The organism is Hyphomicrobium nitrativorans NL23, assembly GCF_000503895.1.
GTDB lineage: Bacteria > Pseudomonadota > Alphaproteobacteria > Rhizobiales > Hyphomicrobiaceae > Hyphomicrobium_C > Hyphomicrobium_C nitrativorans.
This window is the reverse complement of sequence record NC_022997.1, coordinates 3,080,482-3,099,604: the sequence shown is the minus strand read 5'-3', so window position 1 is coordinate 3,099,604 and position 19,123 is coordinate 3,080,482. Positions and strand designations below refer to the sequence as shown.

Annotated in this window: 16 protein-coding genes; 8 read left to right on the top strand and 8 right to left on the bottom strand. The window is 64.9% G+C overall.

All coding sequences use genetic code 11. The annotated features are described in order from the left end of the window. Positions 1–112: 112 nt before the first annotated feature. On the top strand, positions 113–2,038 hold the full coding sequence (locus tag W911_RS14535) for an ABC transporter ATP-binding protein (RefSeq protein ID WP_041318918.1): 1,926 nt from the start codon (positions 113–115) through the stop codon (positions 2,036–2,038). A gap of 82 nt (positions 2,039–2,120) precedes the next feature. Here the strand turns inward: W911_RS14535 and katG are convergent, their stop codons facing one another. The 8 genes from katG to ruvX all read right to left on the bottom strand — a co-directional run bounded on the left by katG (position 2,121) and on the right by ruvX (position 11,978). Continuing rightward, positions 2,121–4,340: a catalase/peroxidase HPI gene (katG, locus tag W911_RS14530; RefSeq protein ID WP_023788296.1), complete on the bottom strand. Its 2,220-nt coding sequence runs from the start codon at positions 4,338–4,340 to the stop codon at positions 2,121–2,123. Positions 4,341–4,711: 371 nt separating this feature from the next. Next, a complete protein-coding gene (gene groL, locus W911_RS14525) occupies positions 4,712–6,361 on the bottom strand; it encodes a chaperonin GroEL (RefSeq protein ID WP_023788295.1) in 1,650 nt (549 codons plus the stop codon). 100 nt (positions 6,362–6,461) lie between these two features. Further along, positions 6,462–6,752, bottom strand: coding sequence for a co-chaperone GroES (gene groES, locus W911_RS14520; protein ID WP_023788294.1), 291 nt, complete (start codon positions 6,750–6,752; stop codon positions 6,462–6,464). A 460-nt stretch (positions 6,753–7,212) separates the two neighbouring features. After that, positions 7,213–8,400: a DNA-processing protein DprA gene (gene dprA, locus W911_RS14515; protein WP_023788293.1), complete on the bottom strand. Its 1,188-nt coding sequence runs from the start codon at positions 8,398–8,400 to the stop codon at positions 7,213–7,215. Continuing rightward, positions 8,387–8,995, bottom strand: a complete 609-nt coding sequence (gene plsY, locus W911_RS14510; protein ID WP_023788292.1) for a glycerol-3-phosphate 1-O-acyltransferase PlsY — start codon at positions 8,993–8,995, stop codon at positions 8,387–8,389. The genes dprA and plsY overlap by 14 nt, the downstream gene beginning before the upstream one ends. Before the next feature lie 236 nt (positions 8,996–9,231). Continuing rightward, on the bottom strand, positions 9,232–9,699 hold the full coding sequence (locus tag W911_RS14505) for a MarR family winged helix-turn-helix transcriptional regulator (RefSeq protein ID WP_023788291.1): 468 nt from the start codon (positions 9,697–9,699) through the stop codon (positions 9,232–9,234). A gap of 435 nt (positions 9,700–10,134) precedes the next feature. Then, positions 10,135–11,334, bottom strand: coding sequence for a hypothetical protein (locus W911_RS14500; RefSeq protein ID WP_144083622.1), 1,200 nt, complete (start codon positions 11,332–11,334; stop codon positions 10,135–10,137). 137 nt (positions 11,335–11,471) lie between these two features. Continuing rightward, positions 11,472–11,978 (bottom strand): Holliday junction resolvase RuvX, encoded by a 507-nt coding sequence (gene ruvX, locus W911_RS14495; RefSeq protein WP_023788289.1) that lies wholly within the window; start codon positions 11,976–11,978, stop codon positions 11,472–11,474. 282 nt (positions 11,979–12,260) lie between these two features. Between ruvX and W911_RS14490 the strand changes: the two genes are divergently transcribed. The 7 genes from W911_RS14490 (at position 12,261) to gatB (ending at position 18,959) form a co-directional block, all read left to right on the top strand. Next, positions 12,261–14,567, top strand: a complete 2,307-nt coding sequence (locus tag W911_RS14490) for a fused MFS/spermidine synthase (protein ID WP_023788288.1) — start codon at positions 12,261–12,263, stop codon at positions 14,565–14,567. Positions 14,568–14,661: 94 nt separating this feature from the next. After that, complete coding sequence (gatC, locus tag W911_RS14485) at positions 14,662–14,949, top strand: Asp-tRNA(Asn)/Glu-tRNA(Gln) amidotransferase subunit GatC (RefSeq protein WP_023788287.1); 288 nt, start codon at positions 14,662–14,664, stop codon at positions 14,947–14,949. Between the two features lie 38 nt (positions 14,950–14,987). Next, entirely contained in the window at positions 14,988–15,266 is a 279-nt protein-coding gene (locus W911_RS14480; RefSeq protein ID WP_023788286.1) for a hypothetical protein, read from the top strand. 51 nt (positions 15,267–15,317) lie between these two features. Further along, on the top strand, positions 15,318–16,820 hold the full coding sequence (gene gatA, locus W911_RS14475) for an Asp-tRNA(Asn)/Glu-tRNA(Gln) amidotransferase subunit GatA (RefSeq protein ID WP_023788285.1): 1,503 nt from the start codon (positions 15,318–15,320) through the stop codon (positions 16,818–16,820). Position 16,821: 1 nt separating this feature from the next. Next, positions 16,822–17,160, top strand: coding sequence for a chorismate mutase (locus tag W911_RS14470; RefSeq protein ID WP_023788284.1), 339 nt, complete (start codon positions 16,822–16,824; stop codon positions 17,158–17,160). Then, the gene (locus tag W911_RS14465) at positions 17,157–17,444 is read left to right on the top strand and encodes a hypothetical protein (RefSeq protein WP_023788283.1); all 288 of its coding nucleotides are present in this window, start codon (positions 17,157–17,159) and stop codon (positions 17,442–17,444) included. Before W911_RS14470 ends, W911_RS14465 begins: the two co-directional genes overlap by 4 nt. 24 nt (positions 17,445–17,468) lie before the next feature. Further along, the gene (gene gatB, locus W911_RS14460; RefSeq protein ID WP_023788282.1) at positions 17,469–18,959 is read left to right on the top strand and encodes an Asp-tRNA(Asn)/Glu-tRNA(Gln) amidotransferase subunit GatB; all 1,491 of its coding nucleotides are present in this window, start codon (positions 17,469–17,471) and stop codon (positions 18,957–18,959) included. Positions 18,960–19,123: the final 164 nt, after the last annotated feature.

Below are 19,123 nucleotides of genomic sequence, written 5' to 3'. Positions count from 1 at the left end.
GCGGGGTAGCGCATACCGCGATCCAGCAAAAACGAGAAGGGGTTGACGCCATCGGGGAAGATGGCGGGCTCGCGACGGACGTTTGAACGACAAGAAAAAGCGAAAGAGCCCGATGTTCCGGTGGTTCGAAACTCGAATTGATCCCTTCGCAGGCGGCGGCGACGTCCGCCCGCCCGACGGTCTGTGGGCGTTCTACTGGTACTTCGTGCGCCAGGCCTGGCCTGCGTTTGCGCTCCTTATCGTCGTGGGCTTCTGCGGCGCCCTGGTCGAGGCGTCTCTGTTTGCCTTCGTCGGCAATCTCGTCGACCGCATGCGGGAAGCCGCGAGCCCCGAGACGTTCCTGGCCGACAACTGGTACGTGCTCGTACTCATGGCTCTGGTCGCGGTGCTGCTGCGCCCCGTGTTCACGACGCTCTCCGATCTCATCAAGTACCAGATCATCGCCGGGAACTTCACCACGCGCATCCGCTGGCAGTCGCACGCTTACACGCTGCGTCAGTCGCTTTCGTTCTTCCAGAACGACTTTGCGGGCCGCGTCGCGAGCAAGGTGATGCAGACGGCCCCGGCGCTACGCGAATCCGTGACGGAAGCCATCGATGCGCTCTGGTTCGTCGGCGTCTACTGGATGGCGGCCATCGTGCTGTTCGCGGATGCGGACGTACGCCTCATCGCACCCTTGATCGGCTGGCTCGTCTTCTATGTCGCAGCGCTCTGGTACTTCGTCCCGCGTCTCAAGGATATGGCCGTTCAGACGAGCGAGGCGCGCTCGATGCTGACGGGTCGCATCGTCGACAGCTACACGAACATCCTGACCGTCAAGCTCTTCGCCCACACCGAGCGCGAGGACGGCTACGCGCAGTCGGCAATGCAGGAGCATCTCGACAAGATGCGCCTTCAGTTCCGGCTGACGACGCTGATGGAAATGTCCATCGTCACGCTGAACGGCGCGCTCATCGTGTCGATGATCGGCTTGTCGCTGGCATTGTGGAGCCAGGGCGCGGTGACGCTCGGCGCCATCGCGCTCATCAGCGGCCTCACCATACGCATCGTCAACATGTCGACGTGGGTGATGTGGACCGTCGCCGGCCTGTTCGAGAACCTCGGCACCGTGCACGAGGGCATGGAAACCATTTCCGAGCCCCATCAGGTGCTGGACAAGCCGGATGCGTCCCCGATCGCCATCGAGAAGGGTGAGATCGTCTTCGACAACGTGACGTTCCACTACGGTCAGGAAAAGCCGCGCCGGAGAAAGCTACGCGCGGGCCGCGAGGAAGAAGACGGCCGGGAAGCGGATGAGCCCTCATGGGCCCTGCACCCGGGCAGCGTCATCGAGAATTTTTCGCTGCGCATTGCGCCGGGCGAGAAGGTGGGGCTTGTCGGCCGGTCGGGCGCGGGCAAATCCACGCTGATCAACATCCTGCTGCGCTTCTACGATCTCGAATCCGGCCGCATCCTGATCGACGGCCGGGACATCGCGGCCGTAACCCAGGACAGCCTGCGCGCGGGCATCGGTCTCGTGACGCAGGACACCTCGCTGCTGCATCGCTCGGTGATGGAGAATATTCTCTACGGCAAGCCGGAGGCGAGCGAGACGGCGGCCATCGCGGCCGCCAGGCAGGCGCACGCGCACGAGTTCATCGAGCGCCTTGAGGACTTGCGCGGGCGTCGCGGTTATGCGGCCCACGTGGGAGAACGTGGGGTGAAGTTGTCCGGCGGGCAACGCCAGCGCATCGCCATCGCGCGCGTGCTGCTCAAGAACGCACCGATTCTGATCCTGGACGAAGCGACGAGCGCGCTCGACAGCGAGGTGGAAGCCGCCATCCAGGAAAGCCTGGAAACGCTGATGACCGGCAAGACCGTGATTGCCATCGCGCATCGGCTGTCGACCATTGCCGCCATGGACCGCCTCGTCGTGGTGGACGGCGGGCGCATCGTGGAGCAGGGCAGCCACGCCGAATTGCTGCGCAAGGGCGGGCTTTATGCGCGTCTTTGGGCACGCCAGTCCGGCGGCTTCCTGTCGAAGGATGCGGCGGAGTAAGAGCGGCCTGGAGCGCTTGCAAGAAAATAGGGCGGTGTTCGATCTGAACGCCGCCCTGATTTTTTTGCGTCGACCTGTGCGATCAGGCTGCGAGATCGAAACGGTCGGCGTTCATCACCTTAGTCCACGCCGCCACGAAGTCCTGCACGAACTTCTCCTTCGCGTCGGAGCTGGCGTAAACCTCGGCGAGAGAGCGCAGGATCGAGTTCGACCCGAACACGAGATCGACGCGCGTCCCCGTCCACTTGACCTCGCCCGTCGCGCGGTCACGACCCTCGAACACGTCTTTCGCGTCCGAGATCGGCTTCCACTCCGTGCACATGTCGAGCAGGTTGACGAAGAAATCGTTGGTCAGCGCACCGGGTTTGTCGGTGAGCACGCCGTGCTTGGAACTGCCGGTGTTGATGTTGATCGCGCGCAGGCCACCGATCAACACCGTGAGCTCGGGCGCGGTCAGCGTCAGCAGTTGTGCTTTGTCGATCAGCAATGCCTCGGCCGGGACCGCGTAGCGGGTCTTCTGGTAATTCCGGAAACCGTCGGCAACGGGCTCCAGGTACGAGAAAGACTCGACGTCCGTCTGCTTTTGCGAGGCGTCCCCGCGGCCCGGCGCGAACGGAACGGTCACATCGTGCCCGGCTGCTTTTGCCGCCTGTTCGACACCCGCATTGCCCGCGAGCACGATCAGATCCGCGAGCGACACCTTTTTCTCGGTGCTCTGCGCCTGATTGAACTCGAATTGAATGCGTTCGAGCGCCTTCAGAACTTTGGCCAGTTGCTCGGGCTGGTTGACCTCCCAATCCTTCTGGGGGCTGAGGCGGATGCGTGCGCCGTTGGCGCCTCCGCGCTTGTCGCCGCCACGGAACGTGGAGGCCGCGGCCCAGGCCGTACCGACAAGTTCGGACACGGTGAGCCCGGCTGCGAGCACGCTGGCCTTGAGCGCAGCGGCGTCCGCGTCGTCGATCGGCGGGTGGTCAACGGAAGGAATCGGATCTTCCCAGATCAGCTCTTCCTTCGGCACTTCAGGGCCGATATAGCGGGAACGCGGACCGAGATCGCGATGGGTCAGCTTGAACCACGCGCGGGCAAACGCCTCTGCAAACGCCTGCGGATCTTCCAGGAAGCGCCGAGAGATCTTCTCGTATTCGGGATCGAACCTCAGCGAGAGATCCGTCGTCAGCATGGTCGGCTTGCGCTTCTTCGAAGGATCGTGCGCATCGGGGATGATGTCACCGGCGTCCTTCGCCACCCACTGGTTGGCGCCGGCCGGAGATTTCTCAAGCTCCCATTCGAACTTGAACAGGTTCTCGAAGAAGAAGTTGCTCCACTGTGCGGGCGTCTGCGTCCAGGTGACGTCGAGGCCGCTGCCGATGGCGTCGGCGCCATGTCCCGTGCCGAAGCTGCTGGTCCAGCCCAAGCCCTGCGCTTCGAGATCGCCCGCTTCCGGATCCGCGCCTTTGTAGGATTCGGCAGCCGCGCCGTGCGTCTTGCCGAACGTGTGCCCGCCCCCGATGAGCGCAACGGTTTCCTCGTCGTTCATCGCCATGCGCTTGAACGTCTCTCGGATGTCCTTCGCGGCTGCGATCGGGTCGGGGTTGCCGTCGGGACCTTCCGGGTTGACGTAGATGAGGCCCATCTGCACCGCCGCGAGCGGGTTTTCGAGGTCACGCTCGCCGGAATACCGGCTGCTCTTGTTGCTGGGGTCGTTGCTGAGCGCGAGCCATGTGGTCTCGCGGCCCCAGTAGACGTCCTGGTCGGGCTCCCAGGTATCCTCGCGCCCGGCGGCGAAACCGAACGTGCGGAAGCCCATGGTTTCGAGCGCGACGTTGCCCGTGAGGATGATGAGGTCCGCCCAGGAAATCTTCTGTCCGTACTTCTGCTTGATCGGCCACAGGAGGCGGCGCGACTTGTCGATGTTGACGTTGTCCGGCCAGCTGTTGAGCGGCGCGAAGCGCTGCTGTCCGCGACCGCCGCCGCCCCGGCCGTCGCCGACGCGATAGGTGCCCGCGCTGTGCCACGCCATGCGGACGAACTGCGGACCGTAATGGCCGAAGTCGGCCGGCCACCAGCTCTGCGAATCCGTCATCAGCTTACGCAGGTCGTTTTTCAGCGCGGCGTAATCGAGCTTCTCGAACTCCTTACGGTAGTCGAAGGCCTGGCCGAGCGGGTCGGATTTGGACGAGTGCTGGCTGAGCAGGTCGATGGGGAGCTGGTTGGGCCACCAGTGCTTGTTGCCCGTGCCGCCTGCCGAGGCGTGCCCGAACGGGCATTGACCCGTGCTCGTTTCTTCCGTTTTCGCGTCCATACATCCCTCCGATGGTGACTTGGAAATCTGTTCGATGGGGCTTGGCAGCCGCGCCGTCGATGACCGCGGAGAGCAGGTGAGAGGCGATCCCGCGCTCTCCCGTGTCCGCCTTAAGGCGCGCCACCGGCCGAAGCTGTCGCCGTCAGCGTTTGGGCGCGTGTTCGACGCGCCGTGTGGCGATCATGGTGTGCTGCCCTTGTTTAGAGAGTTTCCAGAATAGGTATCGGAGGCGATCAATAAGCGCAAGTGCGTTTGCCATATGGAAGCGATAGGTTTTTCTGATCGGCGCGCCCTGCGGAAATCCGCAACAAAAACGCCCGCAGGATCGACTCCTGCGGGCGCATTCCAAAGATGCTGAAGGGCGTGCGGGCTTACATGCCCATGCCACCCATTCCGCCCATACCACCCATGCCGGCCGGGCCGTGCGAATGGCCGTCGTCCTTGCGCGGGGCTTCCGCGATGGCGGCTTCGGTCGTGATCAGGAGGCCAGCGATCGAAGCGGCGTCCTGGAGTGCCGTGCGCACCACCTTGGCCGGATCGATGATGCCCTTTTCGATCAGGTCGCCGTAGGTGTCGGTCTGCGCGTCGTAGCCGAAGGTGGACCCCTTGGATTCGAGCACGCGGCCGACCACGATCGAGCCCTCGGTGCCGGCGTTCTCGGCGATCTGGCGGATCGGAGCCTGCAGGGCGCGCCGCACGATGGCGATACCGGCCGCCTGGTCGTCGTTGTCGCCCTTGGCGGTGATCGCCGTCGTTGCCTTCAGCAGCGCCACGCCGCCGCCCGGCACCACGCCTTCCTCGACGGCGGCCCGCGTCGCGTTGAGCGCGTCGTCGACGCGATCCTTACGCTCCTTCACTTCCACCTCGGTGACGCCGCCGACCTTGATCACGGCAACGCCGCCGGCGAGCTTCGCAAGGCGCTCCTGCAACTTCTCGCGGTCGTAGTCCGAGGTGGTTTCCTCGATCTGCGCCTTGATCTGGCTGACGCGCGACTCGATCTCCTTCTTCTTGCCGGCGCCGTCGACGATGGTCGTGTTGTCCTTGCTGATGGACACGCGCTTGGCGCGGCCCAGCATGTCGATGGTGACGTTCTCAAGCTTGATGCCGAGGTCTTCGCTCACCGTCTGGCCGCGCGTGAGAACGGCGATGTCCTCAAGCATGGCCTTGCGGCGGTCGCCGAAGCCCGGCGCCTTGACGGCAGCGATCTTGAGGCCGCCGCGCAGCTTGTTGACGACGAGCGTCGCGAGCGCTTCGCCCTCGACCTCTTCGGCGATGATGAGAAGCGGCTTGCCTGTCTGCACGACGGCTTCGAGCAGCGGCAGCAGCGGCTGCAGGCTCGACAGCTTCTTCTCGTGAATCAGGATGTAGGGATCGTCCAGCTCCGCAATCATCTTGTCGGCATTGGTGATGAAATAGGGCGAGAGATAACCGCGGTCGAACTGCATGCCCTCGACGACGTCGAGTTCGGTCTCCAGGCTCTTCGCCTCCTCGACCGTGATGACGCCCTCGTTACCGACCTTCTGCATGGCCTCGGCAATCATGTCGCCGATTGCCTTTTCGCCGTTGGCCGAGATGGTCCCGACCTGGGCGATCTCGCCCGAGTTCTTGACCTTCTTTGCCTTGGACTCGATCTCTTCGACGACCTGCGCCACGGCCTTCTCGATGCCGCGCTTGAGGTCCATCGGGTTCATGCCCGCGGCGACGGCCTTGAGGCCTTCGCGCACGATGGCCTGCGTGAGCACGCACGCCGTTGTGGTGCCGTCACCGGCGATATCGTTGGTTTTCTGGGCGGCTTCGCGCACCATCTGCGCGCCCATGTTCTCAAGCTTGTCCTCAAGCTCGATTTCCTTGGCGACAGAGACGCCGTCCTTGGTCGTGCGCGGAGCACCGAAGCTCCTCTCGATCACGACGTTGCGGCCCTTGGGGCCGAGCGTCACTTTGACGGCATTGGCGAGCGTATCGACGCCGCGAAGAATCTTGTCGCGGGCCTCGGTGGAAAAGCGAACGTCTTTGGCAGCCATAAGGGCAACCTCCAGATTGGGGGACTGATTGGAATGTCAGGGTCGAAACGACGAGCGGGCGTACGCGCCGGAGCCCGGTGCGATTGAGAGGGGCGCGCCCTTACTTCTCGATGACGCCCAGGATGTCGCTCTCCTTCATGATGAGGAGGTCGACGCCGTCGATCTTCACTTCCGTGCCGCTCCACTTGCCGAACAGCACCTTGTCGCCGGCTTTGACGTCGAGCGCCGTGAGCTTGCCGGCATCGTCGCGCGTACCGGGACCGACAGCCACGACCTCGCCCTGCTGAGGCTTTTCGGCAGCCGTGTCGGGAATGATGATGCCACCGGCGGTCTTGGTCTCGCTGTCCACGCGCTTGACGACGACGCGATCATGCAGGGGGCGGAATGACATGAGGCTCTGAACTCCACTGAGAATGGGAAGGGGCGGGCGCTTTTTGCGCGGCCCGACACGCGTGGCACTTTCACCAGGGGAGTGCCAGCGAGTGTGGCCGTTCTAGAAGCCTGCCCGCTCCAGTGTCAAGCAAGGGAAGGCTCGGAGCATGCGACTTTGTCACAATCAAAGGATGCATAAAATAAAATTGCAACTTCTGATTTGCAGGGTTAATGTAATGTGTGCAGCTGGACGAACGGCTGATGCAACGAGGGAGCTGCGAAAGTGCCAAAAGGAAACGGAGACGGGGCTCGCGCGCAAAGTGCGTCCCTCAAAGAGCAACTTGAGTATATTGCCGATCTCATTCTTCAATTGAAGGCTATGGCGCGCAGCCAGCGGCTCACCACGTTGGCCGGAATTCTAGACGTGGCCCATTCGGAAGCAAGGCTTCGTTCGCGCGATAACGTTTAATCTGGCGCACCTAGCGGATCGTCCGGGACACGAGTTGCGAGCCGTGGCGGGCGATCTCTCCTGCGAGATCGAGATCGAGTAGAAGCACGCGCACCTCCCGCGCCCCGAGGCCGATCGCACGCGCAAGTGTGTCGATGTCCACGGGATGAGGCCCAAGCGCAGCGAGAACCCGCGCCCGCTCGCTGTCGGTGGGCTCGCCTCGCGCGTCGAGAGCGCCGACGTCTTGGGCCGCGAACGCCGGGGCGAAGACGGGGGCGGATGTCTCCTCGGTCATTCCGGCCGGACGCAGATGAAGCTGCGGTCCCAACGCGTCGATGACGTCCTCGGGCTGGGTGACGAGCGTTGCTCCGGACTTGAGGAGCTGATTGGTGCCCTCCGCGCGGGGATCCAGCGGGTGGCCCGGGACGGCGAAAATCTCGCGTCCTTGCTCGCCGGCCAGGCGGGCGGTGACGAGCGAGCCCGAGCGCCGCGCCGCCTCGATGACGACGACGCCGCGCGAAAGACCTGAGACCAGCCGGTTGCGGCGAGGGAAGTCACGTCCGCGCGGAACGAACCCCGGCGGCAGTTCCGTCACGAGGCAGCCCTCTTCGCCGATCCGGGCCTGCAAGCTCGCGTGTTCGGGCGGATAAACGATGTCGATGCCGCCCGCCAGCACCGCGACCGTCCCATGCATCAGGCTCGCCTCGTGCGCGGCCGCGTCCACGCCGCGCGCGAGCCCCGAGACGATCGAGAAACCGGCCTCCGCAAGCCTCCTTGCGAACAGCCGGGCGAGCTTGAGGCCGGCGGCTGAGGCCTGACGCGAACCGACGACTGCAATGGCGGAGAGCCCCAGCAACTCGCTCCGCCCCTTCAGGTAGACCATAGGCGGCGGCGTATCAAGCGCGGCCAGCGTCTGTGGATAGCCGGGCTCGATCGTGAAGACCGGCCGGGCGCCCGCTTTCTCCGCCGCCTTGAGCTCGGCTTCGGCGTCCGCTTCGGAGCAGACGCGTGCGGGCCGCCCGGCGCGGCGCGACAACTGGGGGAGGGCAGCCAGTGCCTGGCGGGCTCCGCCGCAATGATTGATCAATTCGCGGAACGTGACGGGGCCGACCTGGCTCGAACGGATCAGCCGGAGACAGGCGAGGCGTTCGTCCGCGTCGAGTGGCGCGACGGGGAGCGGTGCGGGCGTGAACAGATCCTCGGGATCACGATTTGGCACCGATCCTGGGCTCCTCGCCTTTCAACAACCGGCTGATGTTGGCCGAATGCTTCCCGAAGAGGAAGATCGACATGACGAGCGCGGCCAGCCCTTCGTTGGTCCACCCGAGCGCGACCAGTGCAACGGGCGTCGCAGCACTCGCGATAAGCGCCGCCAGCGACGAGTAGCGCAGCGCAACCGCAACCGCGAGCCAGAGCCCGACGAAAACGAGCGCGCCGGGCCAGGCGAGGGCGGCCACGACGCCGATGTAGGTCGCAACGCCCTTTCCGCCCTTGAAACCGAGCCAGACGGGAAAGATGTGCCCGAGGAACGCCGCGAGACCGGCAATCAGTCCCGCTTCCGTGCTCTGCGCACCGGCGACGAGCGAGCCGAGCACAACGGCGAGCGTACCTTTGAGGCCGTCCAGCAGTAGCGTGAGCGCGGCAAGACCCTTATGGCCAGTTCTGAGGACGTTCGTCGCCCCGATGTTGCCGGATCCGATGGTGCGGATGTCGCCGAGCCCGGCGAAGCGCGTGAGCAGAAGGCCGAAGGGAATGGAGCCGAGGCCGTAGCCGATGAGCGCGGGCAGGCTGTAAGCCGCGAGCGTGTCGAGCATGATGTGTGGCGGCCCTGATCCTGGATGAACCGGGCAAAGCTAACGGCCAGCGCGGCGTCCGGCAACCGGGATCGGGAAAGAGACCTCGCGAAACGCCCGGCAATGGCCGTGGCCCGTCCGGGTCCGCCCCCGCACTGCCTCCGGGACGCCCGTCGAAGATGCCCAGAATGCGAAAAGGGCTACGCACAGGCGCATGTGCGTAGCCCTCGGATATGAAACAGGGCGCAGGCGGAGCGTCAGCCTCGCCCGTTCCGGCCGGTGTCGTCCGGCTCGACCGCGGACACGATCTTCGACAGCGACCGCAGGAACGCGTCCCGCTGCGTGGGCGCGAGCGCGGACAGAATGCGCTCGTCTGTGGAACGGGCCGCAGGCTCCGCCTGTCTCAAGGCGCCTTCGCCCTTGTCGGTGAGGCGAACCGCATAGCGGCGCGCGTCGCGTCGGGTACGCCGGCGCTGAACGAGGCCGCGCGCCGTGAGGCGGCGGACGATGTCGGCCATCGTGGAGCGGTCGATGCCGGTGCGCTCGACGAGCGTCGTCTGGCTCGGTTCTTCGCTGTTGGCGATGGCCGTCATCACGGCGTACTGCCGCGGTGTCAGGCCGGCTTCTCCCACCCTCAACGCGAACAGTTCGTCTGCGCATTGCCCGGCCCGATGCAACAGATGCAGAGCCGAGGAGATGCGGTCGCTTGAGGTGTCATGTTTCATGATTGCGCCTAATCCTCTTGCTGGGTTTGCAAATATGCGACGCCGACGGAGTGGACCCCTCCCCTTTGAGTGGTCATATGCTCCCCGTTAGAGATAGTCCTGCGCTCGTCAGGATCAATCGTGCACGTCGTACGATGTTTGAAAGTCTCTAGCCTGAAATTGTTCCCGGAACGCGGAACGATTTTCTACAACGAATGTCAGAACACGTTGGTTGCATCATGGCATGAATAAACATGGCGTAACCGGGGCGTGCAGATGAACGTTGTCGCGCTCTCCAATCGGGTGCCGATCGTGTCCGCTTGCAGGAGCGCTGCGGGGACCCATATGACACAAGTCGCATGCGCGGATTCACACAGGCGACAACTGTTCGCAGGCTCTGCGGCGCGACGTGACGTCACGTGTGCGCATGACCTAACGTCGGCCTTTCGTGGACGCTTATGTAAACAGCCAGGACGTGATCCCCGCCCGGCGTGCAAGTTCGCCGATCCCGTTTTCGACGGACGTGAGCGTCTCCTTGCTGGCGTGTTCGGGAAGCCACGGCGCGCCGTTCTTCCGTGATCGGTAGTCGGCGAGTAGACGTTTCCAGACGTCGGTATCGAGCGGCCGGTCCGGCCTCGCGCCGATGGTGGCGCGTTTGAGATCTTTCTGTGTGCCGAGCCACGTGTGCGCGGCTTGCCACACTTCGGCCGTCGCCGGGAGGTTGTGGCGCGCCTTGAGCTGGGCGATCGCGAGCACGCCGGCTTCTCTCGGATGAGGCCCGATCTCAAGCGTCGCGATCCTTACGCCGCGGCGGCGGATGGAGAACAAGCGGCACTTGTCGCGCGCTAAGCGGTCCGCGTATTGGTCGGCGCAGTTCTGCATCGCGGACGCCTCGGCCAGAATGGTGCTTTCGTCGAGCAGTGGAACGAAGTCATACCCCCGCGCATCCCCCGCCGCGAGCCAGGGATCGGTGAGCGCGCCGTCCGGAAGCTGGATGACGAGCCGCATCCGGTTGAACCAGCTCTTTGCCGCGCAGACGGCGGTGTCGAGCGCCATTTCCGGACGCCACGGCACGACGATCAGGCTCTTTGCGCGCGACGGCGGACCGGCCGAGATCGCGGCATAAGCAGCGATGAGGCCGAAAAGCTCCTCCGGGTTGCCGGGATCCAGGAACACGCGTTGCTGCGCAAGCCACAATGCGAACGTCTCGTCGGCGGCGCGCGTGCCGAAAAGGACGGATTGGAGCCAGAAGGCGCTATGCTCCGATCCCGTCGGCAGGTGGTTGGCAATCCTGCGCCCGAAAATGTCGGACCGGGGGAACGCGCCGAGTTTGCCCGTGAACGCTTCGGGCGGCAGACGCCGGAGCCAAAGCGGCAGATCGAGCGCGGCAGCCACGTCGCGCAGTTGTGCTCCGGCTTCGATCAGGCCGAGAGCCTGTGCGCGCCGCTTGGGCGAGCCATGCCGGCTTGCGAGCGCATAGAGCGCGGCCGGATATGTGACGGCGAGATCCGCAACCCGGTGCGAGGTCTGTGCGAGCCGCCGGATGGCAGGGCGTCTAGAGGATTGGAACCGCGCGAGGATGCCTTCGAGGGCCTGCGCCTCCGGTACGGAAAGGGCATCGTGCGCGGGGGCGATGGCTTTGGCTTTGGTCCGCATCGAGAACGCATCCACCCGTAGGCGGCCGGCGAAGGCCCGCCCTCGGTCTGAGCTGAAGCTCCGCAATCTTTACGGCGCGCGTGCGACCCCAGTTTGACCAAGCTGCGATGTGCGGTGACGAACCTATCCTCGGTCGGTCACGAGGGGTCGGAAAGCCTGCGCAGCCGGTCCAGCGCACCTTGCAGAATGAGCGTGGCCGCAAGCTTGTCGATCACGTCCGCGCGCCGCTTCCGGCTTGCATCCGCCGCGATCAGCATCCGCTCGGCTTCGAGCGTTGTAAGCCGCTCGTCCCACAGCAGAATGGGGAGCGGCGACAATCCGTTCATGTTGCGCGCGAACGCGCGCGAAGCCTGGGCACGCGGCCCTTCGCTGCCGTCCATGTTGGCGGGCAGCCCGAGCACGAAGCCGACCACGCCATGCTCTTGCGTGAGATCGAGAAGACGCTTCGCGTCGGCCGTGAATTTCGTTCGCCGGATCGTCTCAAGCGCGGAGGCGATGCTGCGCCGGGTGTCGCTGAGCGCAAGGCCGAGGGTTTTCGTGCCCGCATCGATCCCGATCAGGCGCCCCGAAGCAACCAGCCCCGCAAACGTTTCCGCATCGTCCGTGGTGATGCCGCGCGGAGGTGTGGGAGACGGATCGGTCATGGGGGGCTCGCTCATAGGGCTTCGGTTATGGGGCCTCGGGCTCGGGTCGCCAACATCGTAGTCGATGCCGCCGCGATACGAGACCGGCCCGATGCGTGTGCGCTCTAACGTACGTGACCGGAGGGGGTTAACCGCGCCTCGTGCGCCGATGCAATGTTCTTGTGCGCAACCCCTGACAGGACGGCCCATCCCGTTTATGGTCCCGGCGGCGGCGAAGGCCGCACCGGCAGCTTTTTGGCGGGAAAGCGGCGAGGTCCAACGGCGCGAGGTCCAGGGGAAACAGTGACGACACCTTCCGAAATTGAGCCCATCGCCCTGGGAGGCGCAACCGCACATCGCGCTTGGGGCACCTTAGGGATCTTCACGGCCACCACGTTCCTTTCGGCCTTCCTGCTGTTTCTGATCCAGCCGATGTTCGCCAAGATGGTGCTCCCGCTGCTAGGCGGTGCGCCGTCCGTGTGGGCCGTGGCTCTGCTGTTCTTCCAGGGCGCCCTTCTCGTCGGATACGGCTATGCGCATCTGCTTGTGCGTCATGTGCCGGCCGCGTCTACTGGCTTTATCCATCTCGCCCTTTCCGCCTTCGCGTTCCTGTTCCTCCCGATCGCCATCCCGGCAGGCTGGTCCGAGCCGCCCCCCGGCGATGCCTACCTCTGGCAACTCGGCCTGTTTGCCGTTGCCATCGGCATTCCCTTTGCCACCGTGGCCGCAAACGCGCCGCTGCTTCAGGCCTGGTTCTCGCGTGCCGGACACAAGGCGAGTGCGGACCCCTATTTCCTCTACGCCGCCTCGAACCTCGGCAGCCTGATCGCGCTCCTTGGATATCCGTTCGTCTTCGAGCCCGTCTTCGGCCTGAAGACGCTCGCGATCGTCTGGACGGCGGGGTTTGCGGCGCTGGTGGTGGCGCTGGGCCTTTGCTTCCTGCGCGTTCGCGCCGTGGCAGCCGAGGGAGAGAACGGCGCGGACGCGGCGAGCCCGGCAGCAACCGCCGCGGCCTCGCTTCATGCGCCGGCCTGGAACGCCCGTTTGGGCTGGGTTGGCCTCGCGTTCGTCCCGTCCGCGTTGCTCACGGCGTTTACGAACCACATCGCGACCGACGTGGCCTCCGCGCCCCTCGTCTGGGTGGTGCCGCTCGCGCTCTATCTGCTGACGTTCGTCATCGTGTTCCGCGAGCGTGCGCTCATCCCGCGTTCTGTGCTGCTGACGGCCCATGCCGTGGCGGTCGTCCTGGCGTTGCTCCAGCTCTCTCAGACGGAAAAGGAGACCTGGTTCTATGCCGCGGGTTACGGTATCGCAGCCTTCGTAGCGTCCACGCTCGTTGCCCACCGCACGCTCTACGAGGCCCGCCCGGACGCGCGCAATCTCACCGAATTCTACATGTGGATGTCGGTCGGCGGCGTGCTGGGCGGCATCTTCGCGGCTCTTCTCGCGCCTCGCATCTTCTCGGAAGTGTTCGAATACCCGCTGCTGCTCGCCCTCACGTTCGCCTGCCGTCCGGGCGCGATGGATCTGATGAGCCGCTCGCGCGTCCAATGGGCGGGCATGGCCGCGCTCGTCGTCGGCGGATGGGCGCTCATCGCCTGGGGCCCCACGCTCGCGTTCGATTACGATCTCCACTTCGGCCGCTGGGGCACGACGACCGACATCGCGGCAATATTCGCACTTGTCGCTCTCGCGCTCTGGTATTTCCCGCCGCATATGCTGGTGGCGGCGCTCGGCATGTATTTGACGGTCGTTCTCCTGCCGTCCGGCGTCCATCGCGGCGACGCGCAGCGCAGCTACTTCGGCGTCTATCGCGTCATCCAGTCGATGGACGGCGAGTTCAACGTGCTCCAGCACGGCACGACGCTGCACGGCGCCCAACGCATCCGGGACGAGGAAGGCAAGTCCGTCGCCGACGTGACGCCCGCGACCTACTACCACCCCGAGAGCCCGATGGCGTCCGCGATCCGGCTGACGAGCATGATCAACCAGCACGAGGGCGTGAAAGGCAAATTTGGTGTCATCGGCCTCGGTGCGGGGTCTCTCGCCTGCTACTCCGCTCCCGGCGAGACGTGGCGCTTCTTCGAGATCGACCCCGTCGTGGTCGAGATCGCGAAGTCGCGCAACTTCACCTTCCTCTCCAACTGCCAGCCGAACGCGGAGGTGGTGCTTGGCGACGCGCGTCTCACGTTCGCGAGAGAGGAAATCGACAGCTACGACCTCATGATCGTGGACGCGTTCTCCTCCGATGCGATCCCGGTCCACATGATGACGGCCGAGGCGCTCACCCTCTACGCCTCGAAACTGAAGACGCGCGGCGTGGCCGTGCTCCACATCTCGAATCGCTACCTCGACCTCGAAGAGGTCCTCGCCGCCACCCTCCCCACCCTCGACGTGGAGCTCCATGCCCTGGTCATCGAGGACTTCGTGGACGACGGTTACGTCAAGACCGGCTCGACGGTCGTGCTGATCGGCAAGGACAAGGCGACCATCGAGCGCTTCCGGCACGTCGAGGGCTCGCGCGACATCGTCCGCCCCACCGTCCGCCCCTGGACCGACGATTTCTCCGATATTCTAGGGCCCTTCATGGCTCAGTATCGGAAATACTGAGTGCCGGGGCCGCTGTTGCGCGCGTCTGTCGCTCCCGCTATGAGGAACCACGCGGCGGCTCCGCCGCGTCCCCTTTTGGTATCAGGGCGGCCCCATGCAGGTTGACGAGAACACCGTGCGGCGCATCGCGCGTTTGGCGCGGATCAGCATCACGGACGACGAGGCGAAAAGCCTCGAAAGCGAGCTTACGGGCATTCTGACCTGGGTCGAGCAGCTCGGAGAGGTCGACACGAACGACGTCGAGCCGATGACGCGGGTCGTGGCGCAGAAGCTCAAGACGCGGGACGACAAGGTGACGGACGGCGAGATCGCAGACGACGTGGTGAAAAACGCGCCCGTGGTCGACGATCGTTATTTCGTTGTGCCGAAGGTCGTCGAATAGCCGGAGAGATCGAAGATCGGACGGGTACGGAGGCTGAGATGACGAAGATTTTCGCGTTCCTCGCCGTTGCGCTGATCGCGACAGGCGCACTCGTTCTGGCCGTCCCGCGCGAGGAGCCGGGCGGGCCGGGCGCACGCTCGCTTTCGCCGCAAGCCGCCGTCGAAGTGCCCACCTATCTTTTAAAGGCGCGCGAGGTGGCCGAGCAGGTCAATGCGCCGTTGTCCATCCTGTTCGGGTTCGTGAGCCTCTATTACTCGCGCCGCAGCTACAACATCAATAAGTCGAGAGCCGAGGCCGAGAAGGCCCGCTCGGTCTGACGGAGCCCCGGCCTCTCCACGCGCTGCGACGCCAAGAAGGGAAAATAGAACGTGAGTGATCTGACGCAGCTGACGCTCGCCGAGGCGCGCGACGGGCTGAAAAACAAATCCTTCTCCGCCACGGAGCTGGCGGAAGCGCATATCGAGGCCATCGGTGCGGCTAATCCCGCGATCAATGCTTATGTGCTTGTCACGCCCGAGCACGCGCTCGCGCAGGCCAAAGAGAGCGATGCGCGGATCGCGAAGGGAGACGCGCGTGCCCTCGAAGGCATCCCGCTCGGCAACAAGGATCTGTTCTGCACCGACGGCATTCGCACGACCGCCTGCTCGAAGATTTTGGGCGAGTTCACGCCGACCTATGAATCGACCGTCGGCTCAAATCTCTGGAACGCCGGCGCCGTCATGCTCGGCAAGCTCAACAACGACGAGTTCGCCATGGGCTCGTCCAACGAGACGAGCGCGTTCGGCCCGGTCGTTTCGCCCTGGCGGCGCACGGGCAAGACGGACAAGCTCGTGCCGGGCGGTTCCTCCGGCGGCTCGTCGGCGGCTGTCGCGGCGGGCCTTTGCCTGGCCGCCACCGCGACCGACACCGGCGGCTCGATCCGCCAGCCCGCGGCCCTGACCGGCACGGTCGGCATCAAGCCGACCTACGGACGCTGCTCGCGCTGGGGCATCGTAGCCTTCGCCTCGTCGCTCGATCAGGCCGGCCCCATCGCCAAGACGGTGCGGGACGCCGCAATCATGCTCGGCTCGATGGCCGGTCATGACGCGAAGGATTCCACCTCCGTCGATGTCCCCGTCCCGAATTACGAGGCGGCACTCGGCAAAGGCATCAAGGGCCTGCGCGTCGGCGTGCCGAAGGAGTATCGCGTCGAGGGGATGTCGAAGGAGATCGAGGATCTCTGGACCAAGGGCATCGCGTGGCTGAAGGATGCGGGCGCCACGATCCACGAGATCAGCCTGCCGCACACGAAGTATGCGCTGCCTGCCTATTACATCGTCGCCCCCGCCGAGGCGTCGTCCAACCTCGCCCGCTACGATGGCGTGCGCTACGGTTTGCGCGTGCCCGGCCGCGACATCACCGAGACCTATGAGAACACGCGCGCGGCAGGCTTCGGCAAAGAGGTGCGGCGCCGCATCCTCATCGGAACGTACGTTCTGTCGGCTGGCTACTACGATGCCTACTACTTGAAGGCCCAGAAGGTCCGCACGCTCATCAAGCGCGACTTCGACGAAGCCTGGAATACGGTCGACGTGGTGCTGACGCCGACGACGCCGTCGCCCGCGTTCGCGTTCGGGGAAAAGTCTGGCGATCCGCTCGCCATGTACCTCGAAGACATTTTTACGGTGACGGTCAACATGGCGGGACTGCCCGGCATTTCGGTGCCGGCCGGCCTCTCGACGGAAGGCACGCCGCTCGGGCTTCAGCTCATAGGCAAGCCCTTCGACGAGGGCACGCTGTTTGCGGCGGGCGAAGCAATCGAGAACGCGGCGGGCCGCTTTATCGTGCCCGAGCGATGGTGGACGGGTGCCAAGAACCCGGGAGACAACTGAGATGGCGGACCCGAAACGTCCTTCCGAATGCACGGACATGAGCGAGGTCCGCGCCGAGATCGACCGCATTGACGCGGCACTCGTCGACCTCATCGCCGAACGCTTCGGCTACGTCGAGCGCGCCTGGCAGCTCAAGAAAGATCCGAGCGAGGCGAGCGTGCCCTGGCGCATCCAGCAGGTCATCGACAAGGTGAAGACGCAGGCGCGTCAGCGCGGCTTGCCGGCTGAGATGATCGAGATGGTCGGCGCGCAGTGGCGCAACATGATCGGCTGGTTCGTGCAGTACGAAGAAGAAAAGCTGCGCAAGCTGGAAGCGAGCAGCGGCGGGCCGCGGAAATGATCGCCATCAATTCGTTCGATCCGCTGACGCTGGTGCTGATCGCGGCGCTGAACCCGGCGACGATTGTCGTCGCGTTCCTGATGGGCCGGCGCGCTGACCAGTGGCAGAAGCTGCCCGTCGTCGCGTTCGCGGCCTCCATCGTGGGTTTTATTCTTTATTGGCTGAGCGGCCAGGTCGGCCTCGTCAAGGTCCATGCGCTGGGCGGTGAGGCAGCGCTCTTCACGCTGCAGTTCGCGTTCGGCTTGGTTTGGGCGCTGGTGGGATATGTGTTGCGCCCGCGCTAAGCAGGGCGAGAGGAGACGGCGGAAATGCAGGACACCGCAAAGAGCGGCGGCAAGGGCAAGAAAGCGGCGAACAACCTGATTCCGGGCGCAACCGGCGATTGGGAAGTCGTGATCGGCATGGAGGTGCACGCCCAGGTCGCCTCGGAATCGAAACTGTTCTCCGGTTCGTCCACCGCGTTCGGCGCCGAGCCGAACAGCCACGTCTCGCTCGTCGATGCGGCGATGCCCGGCATGTTGCCCGTCATCAACTCCGAGTGCATCGCCCAGGCGATCCGCACCGGCCTAGGCCTCAAGGCTGCGATCAATCTGAAGAGCGTGTTCGACCGCAAGAACTACTTCTATCCCGACCTGCCGCAGGGCTACCAGATCAGCCAGTATAAGCAGCCGATCGTCGGCGAGGGCGAAATCGAGATCGATGTGGACGGCGAGGCGAAGCGCGTCGGCATCGAGCGCCTGCATCTCGAACAGGACGCCGGCAAGTCGATCCACGACCAGCATCCGGAGTATTCGTTCGTCGATCTCAACCGCTCGGGCGTGGCTCTGATGGAGATCGTCTCGCGTCCCGACCTGCGTTCGGCGAAGGAAGCGCAGGCGTACGTCACCAAGCTGCGCACGATCCTGCGCTATCTCGGCACTTGCGACGGCGACATGGAGAAAGGCAACCTTCGCGCCGACGTGAACGTGTCGGTGCGAAAGCCCGGCGGCGACCTCGGCACGCGCTGCGAAATCAAGAACGTCAACTCGATCCGCTTCATCGGCCAGGCCATCGAGGTCGAGGCGCGCCGCCAGATCGACATCATCGAGGACGGCGGCACCATCGACCAGGAGACGCGCCTGTTCGATCCTGGGAAGGGCGAGACACGCTCGATGCGGAGCAAGGAGGAAGCGCACGATTACCGCTACTTCCCCGATCCCGACCTGCTCCCGCTGGAGCTTGACCAGAGCTTTGTCGACGAACTGGCCGGGCACCTGCCGGAGCTGCCCGACGAGAAGCGCGCGCGCTTTATGAAGGACTACGGGCTCTCCGCGTACGATGCGACCGTGCTCGTCGCCGAGCGCGAGAATGCTGATTTCTTCGAAGCGGTCGCCAAGGGGCGTGATGGTAAGCTCTCGGCCAACTGGGTCATCAACGAGCTGTTCGGCCGCCTGAACAAGGAAGGCAAGACGATCGACGAGAGCCCCCTCTCGGCCGCTCAGCTTGGCGGACTTGTCGATCTCATCTCTGCTGGCACGATCTCGGGCAAGATCGCCAAGGACCTCTTTGAGATCCTCTGGACCGAAGGCGGCGATCCGGCCGAGATCGTCGAAAGCCGCGGCATGAAGCAGGTGACGGACACGGGCGCCATCGAGCGCGCCGTGGACGAGATCATTGCCGCAAATCCCGAGAAGGTGGAGCAGGCGAAGGCCAAGCCCTCCATGCTCGGCTGGTTCGTCGGGCAGGTCATGAAGACGACGGGCGGCAAGGCCAACCCGGCCGCCGTCAACGAGATCCTGAAGACGAAGCTCGGCATCTGATCGTCGAAACATTTGCGATTGCCAACGGGCGGGCTCGGGCACGGCATCCTGGGCCCGCCCGACGCATGTCCGCGCTCTCCCTCGTGAGGCGCAATCGACACACGGCGCCCGTGATCGAACCCCAACGTGACCCCGGCGGTTGAATCCACGCCACGCCTCGTCAT